Below are 15,080 nucleotides of genomic sequence, written 5' to 3' on the forward strand. Positions count from 1 at the left end.
TGCTCTACTTGAACAGAGAGTTTTCTTACTTCCTTTGCAACTACATCAAACCTGCTGACATTTGTTTCAAATCATCCGCTACTTGTTCAATTGAATTTTGACGATTGGTAATATCGGTCGCTATTTTTAAAACCCCAATGACTTTACTACTTCCCTCTGCAAAGACAGGCATATATGTAGCTTCCAACCAAACCTGATTTCCTGAAGCATCCATTCTTTCTACCCTTTGTAAAACCTTGACCTGCACAAGCCACTCCAACCGTCACTCTATGTGATGTTGCGCGAAGTTTCTCAATGGGCATATTTTACTCATATACTTGTACAACTATATTTTTTGATTTATTATAATATAAAGACTAATTTCTAAAATCATAAAGGAGATCTGACATGAAGCATATTTATACAGGAAAAACAAAAGATGTATATGAATTAGAAGGTGGCAACTATCTCCTACAATTTAAAGATGATGTTACAGGTGTTGACGGTGTATTCGATCCAGGTGCCAATACGGTTGGTTTGTCAATCGAAGGTGCTGGACGAGCAGGATTAAAACTTACAAAATACTTTTTTGAAGTATTGAAAGAAAAAGGAATTCCAACTCATTATGTTGATGCTGATATCGAAAAGGCGACAATGACTGTAAAGCCTGCTGAAGTTTTCGGAAAAGGGCTTGAAGTCATTTGCCGCTACCGTGCAGTAGGAAGCTTTTTACGTAGATACGGATTATACGCTGAAGAAGGGCAAGCATTAGATGCTTTCGTCGAAGTAACACTTAAGGACGATGAACGCGAAGACCCGCCAATTAGTGAAGATGCTTTAGATATGCTCGGAGTCTTAACAAAAGATGAATATAAAGTATTAAAAGAATTAACAAAACAAATCGGAAATGTCGTTAAAGAAGAACTAGCTAAAAAAGACATTGAGTTATACGATATTAAATTTGAATTTGGCCGTACAGGTCTAGATAAACAAATTGTTTTGATTGATGAAATCTCTGGTGGTAACATGCGTGCTTATAAAGATGGAAAATATATCGAACCATTAGTATTAGAAAAACTGTTCTTATAAGTAACTACAATTTAATGAAGTGTTAATTAATGCCCACCTGAAATACCAGGTGGGCATTAATTTGACGCTTACATTTCTTCTCTAAAGTTATCGAGCAATGCACGTACTTCATCCGTTGACTTTGTGTTCATCATTTGATTTCTTAATTCACCTGCCCCACGGAATCCTTTGACATATATTTTGAAGAAGCGATGCAGTGCTGTGATTGAACGTGGCAATTCTTCTGAATATTGATCTTGAAGATCGAGTTGCAGTCTTAGAAGATCAAGATATTCCTCCGTGCTATGCTCTTTCGGCTCTTTTTCGAATGCAAATGGATTTTTAAAAATACCACGCCCAATCATAACCCCATCTACGCCATATTGTTCTACGAGCTTCAGTCCAGTTTCGCGGTCAGGAATGTCCCCGTTAATAGTTAATAGCGTATTCGGTGCGAGACTATCACGTAATTTTTTAATTTCTGGAATCAGCTCCCAATGCGCATCTACTTGGCTCAATTCCTTTCTAGTACGAAGGTGGATAGAAAGATTTGCGATGTCTTGTTTCAAAATATGTGTAAGCCACTCCTGCCACTCCTCTAAATCCGTGTAGCCAAGCCTAGTCTTCACACTGACAGGCAATCCTCCCGCTTTTGCTGCTTGAATTATCTCTGCAGAAACATCTGTGCGAAGGATAAGGCCGCTTCCTTTCCCTCTCGTTGCTACATTCGGTACAGGACAGCCCATATTAATATCTATGCCTTTAAAGCCTAGTTCTGCCATGCCAATACTCATTTGACGGAAATGATCTGGCTTATCTCCCCATATATGTGCAACCATTGGCTGTTCGTCTTCTGTAAAAATCAATCGTCCACGGACACTTTTCTGTCCCTCTGGATGACAATAGCTCTCCGTATTAGTAAACTCTGTAAAAAACACATCCGGTTTACCTGCTTTACTTACGACATGACGAAAAACAACATCCGTCACATCTTCCATTGGTGCAAGTACAAAAAATGGTCGCGGTAAATCACGCCAAAAATTTTCTGTCATATTCAAATTCAAATCCTCTCATCATACATTATGGGGTACACTGACAAACTCTCATCCCATAAATTAATAGCAAAAATATCCCTACTTTTTTACACTTATGCATGTTTAATCTATTTGAATTTAAGAGATGTCGATGGGTTAAAGTAATTAAGTCATTTTATAGTATAACCTAGCTTTTTTATTTTATCTTCACACAAGTTTCCTATTCAATTAGATTTTCATTTTGGAAATTGAGAAGTAAAAGCAGACGGCCAATTAGAGGTGCATGATCGCACTTCTAAACCGTCTGCTTTTTATGTTTTATTGAATATTAAATTATATATTGTATCATTTTGATAATGCAATTTTAATATGAGCTAAGTGATGCTCTTCATGCCAAGCTAGTTTTGCAACTTTTGTTGCCACTGTTATTTTGCCGTTTACTTGGTGAGTAAATGCTCGTTCTAATTGCTCTTCAGTTAAACTTTTTGCTAAAGATACGATACGCTCATTTATACCTTCCAACATTTTAATAGAACTTTCTACAGGAAGCTCTGTATCTGGTTGAATAGCCCACTTATCCTGATCAAAAGTTGGTACTGTTGGGTTGTCATCTGTTAAGGCAAGCTTCAAACGTTGATACATGTTCAACTGAGAATCTGCAATGTGATGAACAAGTTTACGAACTGTCCAGCTACCTTCATGATAAGTTTTGCTTAATTCCTCATCACTTAATGAAGTCACAGTTTCTCTTAGTCGAATCGTGTACGTCTCGATTTCTTTTGACCATTCTTGAACATGTTCAATTTTTACTTTTTCAGGAACTTGTAATTTTCCAATTGGGTATTTTACATCCATTTTTAAACCCCTTTTCCCTATACTCTTATTTTTCAATAACTCCAACTAAGATTTTTAATGTTCTATTCCTGCAATCCCAAAACCTCCAGGTCCAGCATGGGTAGAAATCATTGCACCAGCTTGCATCCATGTTACATTTTGGAAACCTGTTTCCTTTGCGATTTCATCCATTCGTCTCTTAATACTTTCATCAAGTCCGATAGAATAGATCAAATACAGCTGTTTTCTATCAATATCGTATTGCTTTAAGTAATCTCGCATGAGCTTTTCCGCAACTATGCTCATATTCCCACGATATTTTCTAGTTGAAACAAGCTTTCCTTCTTTTAGTTCGATGCAAGGCTTTATTTTTAGCAAGGACCCTCCAATATAAGCAATGTTACTTACCCGCCCACCCGCTCTTAGAAAGTCTAAACTGCCGGGAATGAATGCCAGCATTGTTTTAGGAACAACGGATTCTATTTTTTCTATTAAGTGAACATGACTAATAGAAGGTTCTTCCTCAAGCATAGTTGCCGCATACATCACGATTGCACCTAATCCACCAGTAACATTCAGCGTATCAATTAGGAAAAGATCTTCAAAATCTTCGGCTGCAATCAAGGCACTTTGAAAGGAAGCAGATGCTTTTGACGTATATCCAATGTGAATAATAATGCTATCAGGAAAATTCATTCTAATTTTCGTAAACAATTCATGATACTCATGTACATTCGTTGCTGTTGTAGATGGTATTTTTTTAGTGTGACTATGATAATCAAAAACTTTCTCTACAGATAGCTCACCATCTAAATAATCCTTCCCATCCATGATGATATGCATCGGTACTACTTGAATTTGATGTTTTTCAACCAGGTCTTTCGGTAAATCTGCGCCACTCTCAGTCGATAAAATAATCCTTCTCATTTTACATTCCTTTCTACTAACGCACCCATTCCTGCGTACTTATTTATTTTATTTATCCTAAATATACACTAGAAGTGGAAATTATTCATTTAAGTAGTCAGAAATTTCTATAAGTAATTGAATGTCAACACTAAATAACAAGGTCTATTAAGCTTCTCGATAATATAAAAGCAGATGGTTTAGAAATGCATCATTGCACTTCTAAACCATCTGCTTATTTGCTTTACTTAATTAAACTAATTCCAACCACGCAACAGCCTCACAATGTGTGGAGTGTATGTGGCAACACATTGGTGCTGGTGGGTTTAATTATATAGGCTCGGTTCCTATTTTAGTGGAATCGAGCCTTTTTCTTATTCGTCTTCAACTGTTGCTAATTGAACTAAAGCAACTATTTGTTGAAGAAGAAAATATTCTTTATGGTGTTCGATTAACGAACAGTCTCGAAGTTGAAATTGAAGTTAGTGATGTACTAAGCATAGGTAACTCAGTAAGCTGTCTAATCTGTTTCACAATTTTTGATATCCCATTGCTAGATTCCCTATTACATTTATATCCAATCCATTCCAAGTTATCAATTGTCCGTCCAATCCGAACAGGTAATCCTCTATTTAAGTAACTATTTTCCCATCGATTTCATGAATATAAGAATTTAATACCTCAATTTGCTCTTCTAATTTTTTCTTATGCTGAACTAATATAGCTTGCGTATTAATCTCTTCCTGTTCTAAATTCAGAGTTGAAATATTTTCTCGTATATCCTCAATCGACATGCCCAGATTTCGAAAACATTTGATTAATTTTAGGAGTTCGATATCTTGATCATCAAATATTCGATAATCTTGTGTATTTCTTTTTATTGGTGGAATTAAATCTATTTTTTCATAGTATCGAATTGAGCTTGCTGGAATTTCAACTAAGAGACTAGCTTGTTGAATTGTATACACGAGGCATCCTCCTTGACTTAAAGTATGGTTGAACCTTTAAGGTTGATAGTATCAAATCAAAAGGAGAATGTATAATGAAAAAGATTTTAGTAGTAGTAACGAATATTTCTAAATATCCAAATTTAGAACGCGCAACAGGATTATGGTTAGGGGAAGCTGTTCACTTTGCAGCTGAAATGGAAAAGGAAGGCTATCAAATTGATTATGTAAGCCCTAAAGGTGGTCACACGCCACTTGACCCACACAGCCTACAAGCTGATCAAATGACGGAATTGGATTGGCAATATTATACAAATAATGATTTCTTAAATAAGCTAAGTACTACTTTATCGGCTGACGCTATTAACCCAAATGATTATGATGCTATCTATTATGCAGGTGGTCACGGTGTTATGTGGGATTTCCCAGAAGATGAAAACCTACAAAGCATTGCGAGCAAAATTCACGCAAATGGCGGCGTTGTATCAGCTGTTTGTCACGGGGCTGTTGCGTTATTAAATATTAAAAATGCAGAAGGTAATTATTTAATCGCAGATACTAAAGTGACTGGCTTTGCCAATACGGAAGAAATTGCCGTTGGGTTAGATAAAGTCGTACCATTTTTAACTGAGGCTGAACTTGTTCGTAGAGGGGCTAATTACGTAAAAGGCGAAGACTGGGCAGTGTTTGCTGTAGCTGATAATCGCATCGTTACTGGACAAAATCCAGCATCAGGTGGTGCAGTGGCCAAAGAGGTAATTCAATTATTAAAATCAATGTAAAGCTTTCCTATGTAAGGTTAGGTTGAAAACATCTATTTTTTCCTCAATAAAATTCTAAACAACCACTTACAGAGCTGACACCAACAATCTCAGCTCGCTTAATTCATAAACTAACAAGTAAAAGCAGACGGTTTAGAAGTGCATTATCGCACTTCTAAACCGTCTGCTTTTTATGTTTCCAACAATATTAAATTAGCTATACCAAAGACTGAGCCCAACAAAGCGTGCGTTGAAAAGCACGCTTAATGTAGGATTAGTCAGCTAGTTCAAGCCAAGCGACAGCTTCGCAATGTGTCGTCTGAGGGAACATATCAACCGGCTGTACTTCCTGTGTTTTATAACCACCATCTTCTAAAATACGAAGATCCCGTGCCAGTGTTGCTGGGTTACAAGATACATATACTACCCTTTTTGGACGTTGTTCAATAATTGTCGTCAGTAGTGCTTCGTCACATCCTTTTCTTGGTGGATCGACTACTAGTACATCTGCTGTTTTTCCCTCTTTGAACCATTTTGGAATGATTTCTTCTGCAGGTCCTGCTTCAAAGTATGTGTTTGTGAAGCCATTCAATTCGGCATTTCGTTTTGCATCTTCAATTGCTTGTGGAACGATTTCTACGCCAAGCACTTGTTTTGCCTTTTGTGCAAGGAATAGAGAAATGGACCCGATTCCACAATAAGCATCAATCACTGTTTCATCTCCCGAAAGCTGTGCGTAATCCAATGCTTGTTTATAAAGTACTTCTGTTTGTTCCGGATTTACTTGATAAAACGAACGAGCTGAAATTTCAAACCGTACATCTCCGATTAGATCTTCAATAACTGATTTACCCCAAAGTACATTCGTTTCATCGCCAAAGATCACATTTGTATTTTGATTGTTCACGTTTTGCATAATCGAAGTTACATTCGGTTCTACTGATTTGATAAACTCAATAATTGCATCCTTTTTCGATAACTTTGGATACTTTGTTACTAACACAACCATCACTTCTCCAGTTGCATTTGCCTTACGTACGACCAGATGGCGCAGTTGACCTTTTTTCGTTTCTTCATTATAAGGTACTAAATCTAACTCAATTGCTTTTTCTTTCACAGCTCGTAATAAACGATCCGCTTCATCTGATTGGATCAAACATGTATTTGTATCTGCAATGCGATGCGATTTGGACTGATAAAAGCCTGCAACTACTTGTCCATTTTCTAAGTCGAATGGAATTTGTGATTTATTGCGGTATTCCCATGGTTTTTCCATTCCTTTTATCGGAAGCACAGGCACGTCAATTTTACCAATACGTTGCATGACATTACGGACCATATTTTCTTTCCATGTAAGCTGACCTTCGTATGTCATATGCTGTAATTGACAGCCTCCACATTCTGAGAATACAGGACATGGTGCTTCTACGCGAAATGGAGACGGCTCGACTATATTTACTAATTTTGCAAAGCCATAATTTTTTAAGGTTTTTAACACATGGATTTCTGCCGTTTCATTTGGCAATCCACCTGGGATAAACAGTGGATATCCATCTACTTTCGCTACTCCTGCTCCGTCATGCGTCAAATCTTCTATATGAACTGTTAGTTGGTCATTCTTTTTTACTGGTGTATTCACTATATTTCTCCGTTCTTATTATGATTGTTTCATTATACCAAAAATCAACAACATTTTGCGCTCAATGGTGTTTCCCAATACGAAAGAAAAAGACCTCGATTTCTCGAGGCCAAGGTGGACTATTCTTCTTTAACTGCTCCATCTTTAGAAGCTACCCAAAATGCAACAACTATTGCAGCGATTAGCACGATAAATGGTGCGTAAAATATGAGAAAGTTAGTCATGTTCGCTCCTCCTTATGCGTGATTGTCTTTGTTCCCACGTACATAGTCTTTATTGAACAAGAATAGGCGTAGCAATAAATACAGAGATGGTATTAATAACGCAAGCCCTGCGATAAATGCGACAATCAAGGCAATAGCCATTGCTTCATTCGTAAAGCTATCATAGATTGTTAAATACGGATACAACAGATATGGAAGATGTGCAAACCCATACGCGAAGAACGCGATTAAAAACTGGCCACCAAGCATCCAAAATGCCATTCCGTAATTTTTCTTTTTAAATAAGAGCCAGACCGTTCCTATAAATAATAAGAACGATATTCCAAATGCCCACCAAATATCGAGCATATTATTATAATGCTCTGGATTATGTGAGCTTAACTCTACCATAATTCCGATTGCAGTAATAATCGTTGGAAATGCCCAAATGAGTGCATATTTCCGCATCAAATTCGTTGCTTCTCTATCTCCTGATGTATTCGCATACCATGTTAAAAATACTGCCGAAATATAAAGAACCGATGATAAACTAAGTACAACAATCGCCCAAGTTAAAGGGCTAGAGAAAAGCGCATCATAATCTAATGAAGGTGCATCGTTTACCACATTGATGAAACCACCTTCAGAAATCGTCAGTACAGTAGAAAGCGCAGCTGGAATAAACAATCCTGCTATACCGTACATAAACGAATAGCCTTTATGTCCCCTCGAACCATATGTTTCAAATGCATAATATGACCCTCGAATAGCCAGTAATATCAATGCGATGCTTGCTGGTACAAGTAAAGTCGTGCCATAGTAAAATGCTGTTTTTGGAAAAAACCCGATAATTCCTACAAAGAAAAATACAAAAAATACATTCGTTACTTCCCAAACAGGCGATAAATAACGTTGAATGATATTCGTCAATATACGTTGTCGTCCAGTAAGTAAACTATATGCATTAAAAAAACCTGCTCCAAAATCAATAGATGCCACAATCAAGTAACCAAACAAAAATGTCCATAACACAGTAATCCCAATGATTTCTAATGTCATAAAATATCCCCGCCTTTTTCAGCATGACGATCTTTTAGCTCTTGTTCCACTGGATTTTTTTTGAACATACGAGTTAATACAACAATGCTTCCAATTCCGAGAACAATATAAAGTCCTGCAAATAAGTACAACATGATATCTACATCTCCACTTGTTGTTGCAGCATCTTCCACACGCATCAGCCCTCTAAGAATCCAAGGTTGTCTTCCTACTTCTGCAAACCACCAACCCGCTTCAATTGCGATGATAGATGCAGGACCACCTAACACAATAAGCCAGCGGAACAATTTCGAGTCCACAAATGCCCATTTCAATCGTTTTCCTAGCCAGTACAAAGCAGAAAGAGTGACCATACTCATTCCAATTGTCACCATTAAATCAAACAAATAATGAATATACAATGGTGGAATTTCATCCTCAGGGAACTCTTCTAAACCAAGTACTTCAGCGGTAGGATCTGCATGTGCCAAAATACTTAAAGCAAATGGAATCTTAATAGCATATTTCACTTCTCCATCATCAAGTACACCATACAAGACTAAGGGTGCATTCCCTTCAGTTTCAAAATGCCATTCTGCAGCTGCTAGTTTTTCAGGTTGATACTCTGCTAAGTACTTACCTGAGAAGTCCCCAATAATAGCTGTTGCAATAGCAAAAACAAGCCCTACCTTCATTGTTAAGTACAGTGCTTTTTTATGATAAATATGATTCGATCCTTTTAATAATCGGAAAGCTGCAATAGATGCTAAAACAAATGCAGAAGTCATATAAGCTGTGACAACCACATGTGCTACTTTTGTTGGCATAGCCGGATTGAACATCGCTAGAAGTGGACTAATATTGACTAGCTCACCATCTACAAGATCAAACCCTTGTGGTGCATTCATAAATGCGTTCACAATAGTTATAAAAACCGCTGAAAAAGAAGCGCCAACTGCTACTGGTATTAATAATAATAAATGTTTTTTCTGATTCTCAAAACGGTCCCATGTATATAAATAAATACCAAGGAAAATTGCTTCAAAAAAGAATGCAAATGTTTCCATAAATAACGGCAATGCAATTATATTTCCTGCTAGCTCCATAAAGTTCGGCCAAAGTAAGGAAAGTTGCATCCCAATAGCTGTCCCTGTAACAACTCCAACTGCTACCGTAATAACAAATCCTCTTGCCCAACGTCTTGCAAGTAAAATATAGTGTTCATCATTTTTCTTAATTCCTACCCATTGGGCAATCATAATCATTAATGGAATACCAACACCAATGGTTGCGTAAATAATATGAAAAGATAACGTCATTTCGGTCAGTAAGCGACTAAAAAATACAGATTCTTCATTTCCCATTTAGCAAACCTCCCCTAACTTCCAACTATTTTACCCAAAAAAGATAGCAGCATAATCCCCGCAACGACAAAAGCAAGCCACATTAAGTATTTTTCTTGTTTTTTATACATGCGCATCACCTCTTTTTTTTTTATTATACACCCAAATACGAATATTCTAAAAACTACACATGTATTTATAGTGACAAACAAAAAACCCAGCAATCACTGTTGTGTGCTGGGTTTTCTTCAAGGTCTGTCTTGTTCACGGATTTCATCGATTGGTACAAACACTTCAATATGTCGATATAGATTTTGGAAAGTTGCAGGAATTACCCCACCATACTCCCCGTCCAGATTCAATAAAACTTTCTCATCAGACGTTACTTTAATATGTTTCGCTTTTTTAGAAATAACATGGGAATCATTTAAATGTTCTCCTCGAATCGCTAATGATGCTAAACGAATGAATTCTGCAATATTACACTTTTTTAAAATTAATAAAGTAAAGTTCCCATCATTAATACTGGAATTTGGTGCAAGTTTTTCAAACCCGCCTACCGAATTTGTTAAACCAACTAAAAACATCATCGTTTCATCTTCATATACTTCATCATCGTACTCAATTCTTAGTTTTGTCGCGTTGATAGAAGGGAGCATTTCAATTCCTTTTAAGTAATATGCAAGTTGACCAAGCATTGTTTTTAACTTACTAGGTACTTCATATGTAAGTTCCGTTATACGACCGCCACCCGCAATATTGATAAAATGTCGATCATTCACAAGACCAACATCTACTGGAATTGAATCTCCTTTTACAATAATCTCCACTGCTTTTTTTAGATCTCTAGGAATATGAACAGCTCTCGCAAAGTCATTGGTTGTTCCCATTGGAATAAGACCAATCTTTGGTCTGTTTTCAAAGGTACTAACTCCTGCAACTACCTCGTTTAATGTACCATCTCCACCCGCAGCAATGATTATATCAAAACCATTTTCCACAGCTCTCGCCGCTGCTGCAGTAGCATCACCTTCACCAGTTGTTGCATGGCAAGACGTTTCATATCCAGCTACTTCTAACATTTCCAACACTTCTGGCAAATTTTTTTTAAACAGTTCTCTCCCAGAAGTTGGATTATAAATAATTCTTGCACGTTTCATAAGCTTTTCCTTTCTATTTTACATTGTTACATCATTTCGAAAAGAGCCGACAAATGCCGGCTCTTCCCTTATGTTATTAACTAAGTATTATTTTTGAAGTGCTTGTAACCAGCTGTTGCGAATATCTTCATATACTGCTAAATGGAAATCTTTATTTCCCTCAAACTCTTTAGCTACATCAGCATAAAATGCTTTTTGAACTTCTTCAAAAGTTGGATCTTCTTTTGGTGGGAACTTTTCTCTATTTTCAGTAACATATTGTTGTACTTTTTCTGCACGTGGACCCCATTTAGAAATAACTTCACCCTTTTTATTTAACAAAAGGTATACTGGAATAGAACGACCACCATTTGTTAAATACTGATCCATTAACTCAAGACTTTCATCACGATAAACAGCACGAATTTGGATATCTGCTGCTTCTGCAATACGACGGATGATTGCATTATTCATCATCGCATCTCCGCACCAATCTTCTGTTATTACTAGAATATGTGGTGCTTTTTCTTTTAATAAAACTATAAATTCATCATCGGCTGGTATGTCAAATTGGTTATAAATATTAAATGACTCTTCTTTTTTGGTTGTCATATCATCCATGTACTGTGTAAGCGGCTTTGCGTTTTCAAAATACTGTTGTTCTGTAGGCATTTTTAATAATCCCCCTTTTTTTTAAGTATACTTCGTTCTTTTCGCTTATTCAAATAAGTTCGCTATGACATCATATTGAACAAGCACATTAGAATGAGTATCATTGTTCAAAAATATTTAATTTTTACAAAAATAGATATTAATACACATAATATAAGCTGTTTTTTGTAATATAAATATGATAATACTTTATTTCCCTTAGCGTTAATAATATTTTTTAAAGATAAAATAGTTGCTTTATGGTACTATAGTCTATATATTAATTTAACTTTTCAAATAAGTAAATGTTTCGTAAAGTTTTTTCAGGAGGTCAAGGTAATGATCCAAAAAGAGTTAACTGATATACATACTGGCCTTAACTCTACTACTATAATAGCAACAACAGATGTATCTGGTAAAATTATTTTTGTGAATGAAAATTTTTGTAATATCTCTCAATATTCTTCCGATGAGCTACTTGGAAAAACGCATAAAATAGTCAATTCCTGTTATCATGATAAATCTTTCTTTCAAGATATGTGGAAAACAATTTCCTCCGGAAAAACATGGCATGGTGAAATTCAGAACAGAGCAAAAGATGGCTCTTTTTACTGGGTTGACACATCTATTGTTCCATCCTTAGATGTGTTTGGAAAACCTTATCAATATGTTGCGATACGACATGATATTACACAAAGAAAACTTCTAGAAGTACAACTACAAAAACAAATCGTAGAGGATTCCTTAACGGGGCTTCCTAACGCTATCTTTTTTGAACAAGAAGTAAAAAAAAGATTAACTAATAAAGAATGTTTTTTTATATTAGTCATTAATTTAGATGATTTTAAAAACATCAATGAAAGTTTAGGGCTTCTTCATGCTAACCAAATTTTAAATGAAATTGGAAAGCGTTTATCTGATGCTCTAGATGGTCGCAACTGTATATTATCGAGAGTCTTTAATGATGAATTTTCTATTATATCTAATGCGTCCGAAGAGGAAGTTAGAAAGTTAATCCAAACTTTAATGCACCTTTTTAAAAATCCCATCTCATACATAGAAATTGATTATTACATTACATTTAGTATAGGTGTATCAAAAATATCTATTTTATCAGATAGTTTTGAAGACATCCTACAAAGTGCATTTCATGCAGTAAACGTTTCAAAAGCAAATGGCAAGAACACATTTACATTCTTTGATAACAGCATGAATATTGATACAAATCGAATATTAGCAATAAAAAATGCAATGCATGAAGCGATTCAAGAAAAGAGATTTCAGATGTATTACCAGCCGCAGTATAATGCTAACATGGAGCTTACTAGTTTTGAATCACTTGTTAGATGGAATGATCCTATATTAGGTTCCATATCTCCTGGAGAATTTATTCCATTAGCAGAGCGAACTGGTTTAATCATTCCACTAGGCTATTTATTATTTGAGCTTATTTTACAAGACTTACCGAAATTACAAGAAGCAGTTGGCAAACAAGTGAAAGTCGCATTCAATTTATCGCTCAAACAATTTTTCGATTCAAACCTTGTTTCGAAATTAAAAAAACTATGTAATGACTATAATCGAAATCCAGATTTCATAAAAATTGAAATTACAGAAGGGATTTCCACTACAAGAACAGAATATGTTATATCCGTTATAGAGCAATTACGAAATCTTAGAATGGAAGTAGAATTAGATGATTTTGGGACTGGATTTTCTAGTTTAAAACATTTAAAAGACTTTCCGATCAACTGTATTAAAATTGATCAAAGCTTTGTAATGAACTCATTAACCTGCAGAAAAAGCAAAGCAATTATTAACGGGACAATCCATTTAGCACATGAACTTGGATTTACGGTATTTGCAGAAGGAATTGAAGTCCAAGAACAGCTAGATTATTTAAAAGGGAAAGGCTGTGACGGTTTTCAAGGATACCTGCTTGGAAAACCTCAGCCACTTAGCTACTATCAAAAGGAGAATATATAACATGGCTTTCTTTTTCAACAAAAAAAACGCTATAAATACAATTGATTTTACACAACCTATTCCCGTTACATTAGATGTCACAAATCATTCTGAAGTGCAAAAACAAATTGCATTAATCCACTTAGCTAAAAATGATTTAGCTATACTTCATCATTTACAACCACATATCGAAAAAATATTGAATAGCACGGTTGATTCCTTCTATAAATCTTTAGAAGCAGAACCTTCACTTATGAAAATCATTGCCAATAATAGCAGCGTGGAACGACTGAAAAAAACATTGTATTATCATATAAACGAAATGTTCGGAGGAGTAATTGACTCCAATTACTTGTCTCAACGAAAAAAAATTGCACAAGTTCATGTGAAAATTGGTCTAGAACCAAAATGGTATATGGGAGCATTTGAAACTTTACAATACGAATTTTCTCGTTGCATTATTGAATTACCACTATCCACTAATGATCGACGTAATGCCATAGCTGCTATGAACAAAATATTAAATTTAGAACAACAACTAGTATTAGAAGCGTATGAATTAGAAAATACTAAAATTCGCGAAGAAGTGAGAGCCCTTCAACAAACTATTAAGCACAACATTTATAACACTGCTCAAGAACTTGCAGCAGTTAGTGAACAAACAAGTGCCTCTGTTGAACAATTAGCTTCTCAAGCAAAATCGATCGAAGAATATACTATGCAAAGTCTGTCCTTTGTTACAGATACAGAAGAAAAATCGATTGACGGGCAACTTCTGTTAACTAAACAAACAAATCAAATGCAATTAATCAACGAAAGCATCGGTACATTAGAAAATAAAATGGAACAGCTCCAAGTTTCTTCTAATAGAATTAGAGAAATTGTTGATTTAGTTACTGCTATTGCCAACCAAACAAACCTTCTAGCACTTAATGCTGCAATCGAAGCAGCTCGTGCAGGTGAACACGGTGCAGGTTTTGCAGTAGTAGCATCTGAGGTTAGAAAACTTTCAGAAGAAACCAAAAAGGCTATTAATAGTGTTACTTCACTAATTCAAGATACTGATGATGGAATTTTAGATATGACTAAATCCGTGTCGAATATGAATTTTTTGATAAATGATAGTACTGAAACGTATAATCATGTTTCTACTTCCTTCAATGAGATCGTAGCTGCGATGTCTGGTATTAAACTGCAAAGCCAACGATCTAATGAAGAAATAACTACTATTTCACAAATTTTAAGTGAATTAAATCAAGCAGTTGAAATGATTGCTAATTCTTCAGATGGCTTAATTGATACGATTAATGATTTGGAAGCTTAAGAAAAGTGCAATCGCCCTTTTTCACATGAACGTTACTGGTTCGCTTTGCACGAAACTTGTGGTAACAAGATAAACGATAAAGGCAATAGAGGAGGAGCTTAAGAAAGTGACGCAGTCATTTTCTTAAGCTCCTCTTTTTCTTTTAAGTTAAAGTATAAACTAAGAGACTGTCCAAAGCGATCTAAAAAATCGTACATATTCCGTTCCAGTCGATTAACTTCTTATACTTTCTTATTCTTTTTTAAAAAA

At 35.5% G+C, this 15,080-nt stretch carries 16 protein-coding genes; 5 read left to right on the forward strand and 11 right to left on the reverse strand.

The genetic code is table 11. The features are described 5' to 3' along the window. Positions 1-40 precede the first annotated feature (40 nt). On the reverse strand, positions 41-214 hold the full coding sequence (locus C7437_RS17220) for a PAS domain-containing protein (RefSeq protein ID WP_245909297.1): 174 nt from the start codon (positions 212-214) through the stop codon (positions 41-43). Between the two features lie 173 nt (positions 215-387). On the opposite strand from C7437_RS17220, the gene C7437_RS13725 reads away from it, so the two are divergent. Continuing rightward, positions 388-1,068, forward strand: a complete 681-nt coding sequence (locus tag C7437_RS13725) for a phosphoribosylaminoimidazolesuccinocarboxamide synthase (protein ID WP_111440327.1) — start codon at positions 388-390, stop codon at positions 1,066-1,068. Positions 1,069-1,136: 68 nt separating this feature from the next. Here the strand turns inward: C7437_RS13725 and C7437_RS13730 are convergent, their stop codons facing one another. From C7437_RS13730 to C7437_RS13740, 3 genes are all read right to left on the reverse strand, one after another. Continuing rightward, the gene (locus tag C7437_RS13730; protein WP_111440415.1) at positions 1,137-2,099 is read right to left on the reverse strand and encodes a tRNA dihydrouridine synthase; all 963 of its coding nucleotides are present in this window, start codon (positions 2,097-2,099) and stop codon (positions 1,137-1,139) included. 327 nt (positions 2,100-2,426) lie between these two features. Then, a complete protein-coding gene (locus C7437_RS13735) occupies positions 2,427-2,936 on the reverse strand; it encodes a YfiT family bacillithiol transferase (RefSeq protein WP_111440329.1) in 510 nt (169 codons plus the stop codon). A gap of 54 nt (positions 2,937-2,990) precedes the next feature. Then, the gene (locus C7437_RS13740; RefSeq protein WP_111440330.1) at positions 2,991-3,842 is read right to left on the reverse strand and encodes a DegV family protein; all 852 of its coding nucleotides are present in this window, start codon (positions 3,840-3,842) and stop codon (positions 2,991-2,993) included. A 277-nt stretch (positions 3,843-4,119) separates the two neighbouring features. On the opposite strand from C7437_RS13740, the gene C7437_RS13745 reads away from it, so the two are divergent. After that, complete coding sequence (locus tag C7437_RS13745; RefSeq protein ID WP_111440332.1) at positions 4,120-4,461, forward strand: hypothetical protein; 342 nt, start codon at positions 4,120-4,122, stop codon at positions 4,459-4,461. Here C7437_RS13745 and C7437_RS13750 read toward each other — a convergent pair. Further along, on the reverse strand, positions 4,454-4,789 hold the full coding sequence (locus C7437_RS13750; protein ID WP_111440333.1) for a MerR family transcriptional regulator: 336 nt from the start codon (positions 4,787-4,789) through the stop codon (positions 4,454-4,456). The genes C7437_RS13745 and C7437_RS13750 overlap by 8 nt on opposite strands. Before the next feature lie 74 nt (positions 4,790-4,863). Between C7437_RS13750 and C7437_RS13755 the strand changes: the two genes are divergently transcribed. Beyond that, positions 4,864-5,550, forward strand: a complete 687-nt coding sequence (locus C7437_RS13755; protein ID WP_111440334.1) for a type 1 glutamine amidotransferase domain-containing protein — start codon at positions 4,864-4,866, stop codon at positions 5,548-5,550. A gap of 253 nt (positions 5,551-5,803) precedes the next feature. Here C7437_RS13755 and rlmD read toward each other — a convergent pair whose 3' ends face one another. The 6 genes from rlmD to C7437_RS13785 all read right to left on the reverse strand — a co-directional run bounded on the left by rlmD (position 5,804) and on the right by C7437_RS13785 (position 11,563). Then, complete coding sequence (gene rlmD, locus C7437_RS13760) at positions 5,804-7,168, reverse strand: 23S rRNA (uracil(1939)-C(5))-methyltransferase RlmD (RefSeq protein ID WP_111440336.1); 1,365 nt, start codon at positions 7,166-7,168, stop codon at positions 5,804-5,806. 119 nt (positions 7,169-7,287) lie between these two features. Further along, a complete protein-coding gene (gene cydS / locus C7437_RS17480) occupies positions 7,288-7,392 on the reverse strand; it encodes a cytochrome bd oxidase small subunit CydS family protein (protein ID WP_425450570.1) in 105 nt (34 codons plus the stop codon). Between the two features lie 12 nt (positions 7,393-7,404). Next, positions 7,405-8,430 carry a cytochrome d ubiquinol oxidase subunit II gene (locus C7437_RS13765; protein ID WP_111440337.1) on the reverse strand — a complete coding sequence of 342 codons (1,026 nt, stop codon included), beginning with the start codon at positions 8,428-8,430 and terminating at the stop codon, positions 7,405-7,407. After that, complete coding sequence (locus C7437_RS13770; protein WP_111440339.1) at positions 8,427-9,773, reverse strand: cytochrome ubiquinol oxidase subunit I; 1,347 nt, start codon at positions 9,771-9,773, stop codon at positions 8,427-8,429. Before C7437_RS13770 ends, C7437_RS13765 begins: the two co-directional genes overlap by 4 nt. A gap of 227 nt (positions 9,774-10,000) precedes the next feature. After that, on the reverse strand, positions 10,001-10,912 hold the full coding sequence (locus tag C7437_RS13780) for a diacylglycerol kinase (RefSeq protein WP_111440342.1): 912 nt from the start codon (positions 10,910-10,912) through the stop codon (positions 10,001-10,003). Between the two features lie 87 nt (positions 10,913-10,999). After that, complete coding sequence (locus tag C7437_RS13785) at positions 11,000-11,563, reverse strand: thioredoxin family protein (RefSeq protein ID WP_111440344.1); 564 nt, start codon at positions 11,561-11,563, stop codon at positions 11,000-11,002. 318 nt (positions 11,564-11,881) lie between these two features. On the opposite strand from C7437_RS13785, the gene C7437_RS13790 reads away from it, so the two are divergent. Continuing rightward, entirely contained in the window at positions 11,882-13,528 is a 1,647-nt protein-coding gene (locus C7437_RS13790) for a sensor domain-containing protein (protein WP_111440345.1), read from the forward strand. A 1-nt stretch (position 13,529) separates the two neighbouring features. Continuing rightward, positions 13,530-14,831 (forward strand): globin-coupled sensor protein, encoded by a 1,302-nt coding sequence (locus C7437_RS13795; RefSeq protein ID WP_111440346.1) that lies wholly within the window; start codon positions 13,530-13,532, stop codon positions 14,829-14,831. The last annotated feature ends 249 nt before the right edge of the window (positions 14,832-15,080 follow it).

The organism is Psychrobacillus insolitus, from assembly GCF_003254155.1.
GTDB lineage: Bacteria > Bacillota > Bacilli > Bacillales_A > Planococcaceae > Psychrobacillus > Psychrobacillus insolitus.

Bases quoted from the DNA above. Each gene is read 5' to 3' on its own strand.
- C7437_RS17220 (WP_245909297.1), bottom strand. From the start codon at position 214: ATGGATGCTTCAGGAAATCAGGTTTGGTTGGAAGCTACATATATGCCT.
- C7437_RS13725 (WP_111440327.1), top strand. From the start codon at position 388: ATGAAGCATATTTATACAGGAAAAACAAAAGATGTATATGAATTAGAA.
- C7437_RS13730 (WP_111440415.1), bottom strand. From the start codon at position 2,099: ATGACAGAAAATTTTTGGCGTGATTTACCGCGACCATTTTTTGTACTT.
- C7437_RS13735 (WP_111440329.1), bottom strand. From the start codon at position 2,936: ATGGATGTAAAATACCCAATTGGAAAATTACAAGTTCCTGAAAAAGTA.
- C7437_RS13740 (WP_111440330.1), bottom strand. From the start codon at position 3,842: ATGAGAAGGATTATTTTATCGACTGAGAGTGGCGCAGATTTACCGAAA.
- C7437_RS13745 (WP_111440332.1), top strand. From the start codon at position 4,120: ATGTGGCAACACATTGGTGCTGGTGGGTTTAATTATATAGGCTCGGTT.
- C7437_RS13755 (WP_111440334.1), top strand. From the start codon at position 4,864: ATGAAAAAGATTTTAGTAGTAGTAACGAATATTTCTAAATATCCAAAT.
- cydS (WP_425450570.1), bottom strand. From the start codon at position 7,392: ATGACTAACTTTCTCATATTTTACGCACCATTTATCGTGCTAATCGCT.
- C7437_RS13765 (WP_111440337.1), bottom strand. From the start codon at position 8,430: ATGACATTAGAAATCATTGGGATTACTGTGTTATGGACATTTTTGTTT.
- C7437_RS13770 (WP_111440339.1), bottom strand. From the start codon at position 9,773: ATGGGAAATGAAGAATCTGTATTTTTTAGTCGCTTACTGACCGAAATG.
- C7437_RS13780 (WP_111440342.1), bottom strand. From the start codon at position 10,912: ATGAAACGTGCAAGAATTATTTATAATCCAACTTCTGGGAGAGAACTG.
- C7437_RS13785 (WP_111440344.1), bottom strand. From the start codon at position 11,563: ATGCCTACAGAACAACAGTATTTTGAAAACGCAAAGCCGCTTACACAG.
- C7437_RS13790 (WP_111440345.1), top strand. From the start codon at position 11,882: ATGATCCAAAAAGAGTTAACTGATATACATACTGGCCTTAACTCTACT.
- C7437_RS13795 (WP_111440346.1), top strand. From the start codon at position 13,530: ATGGCTTTCTTTTTCAACAAAAAAAACGCTATAAATACAATTGATTTT.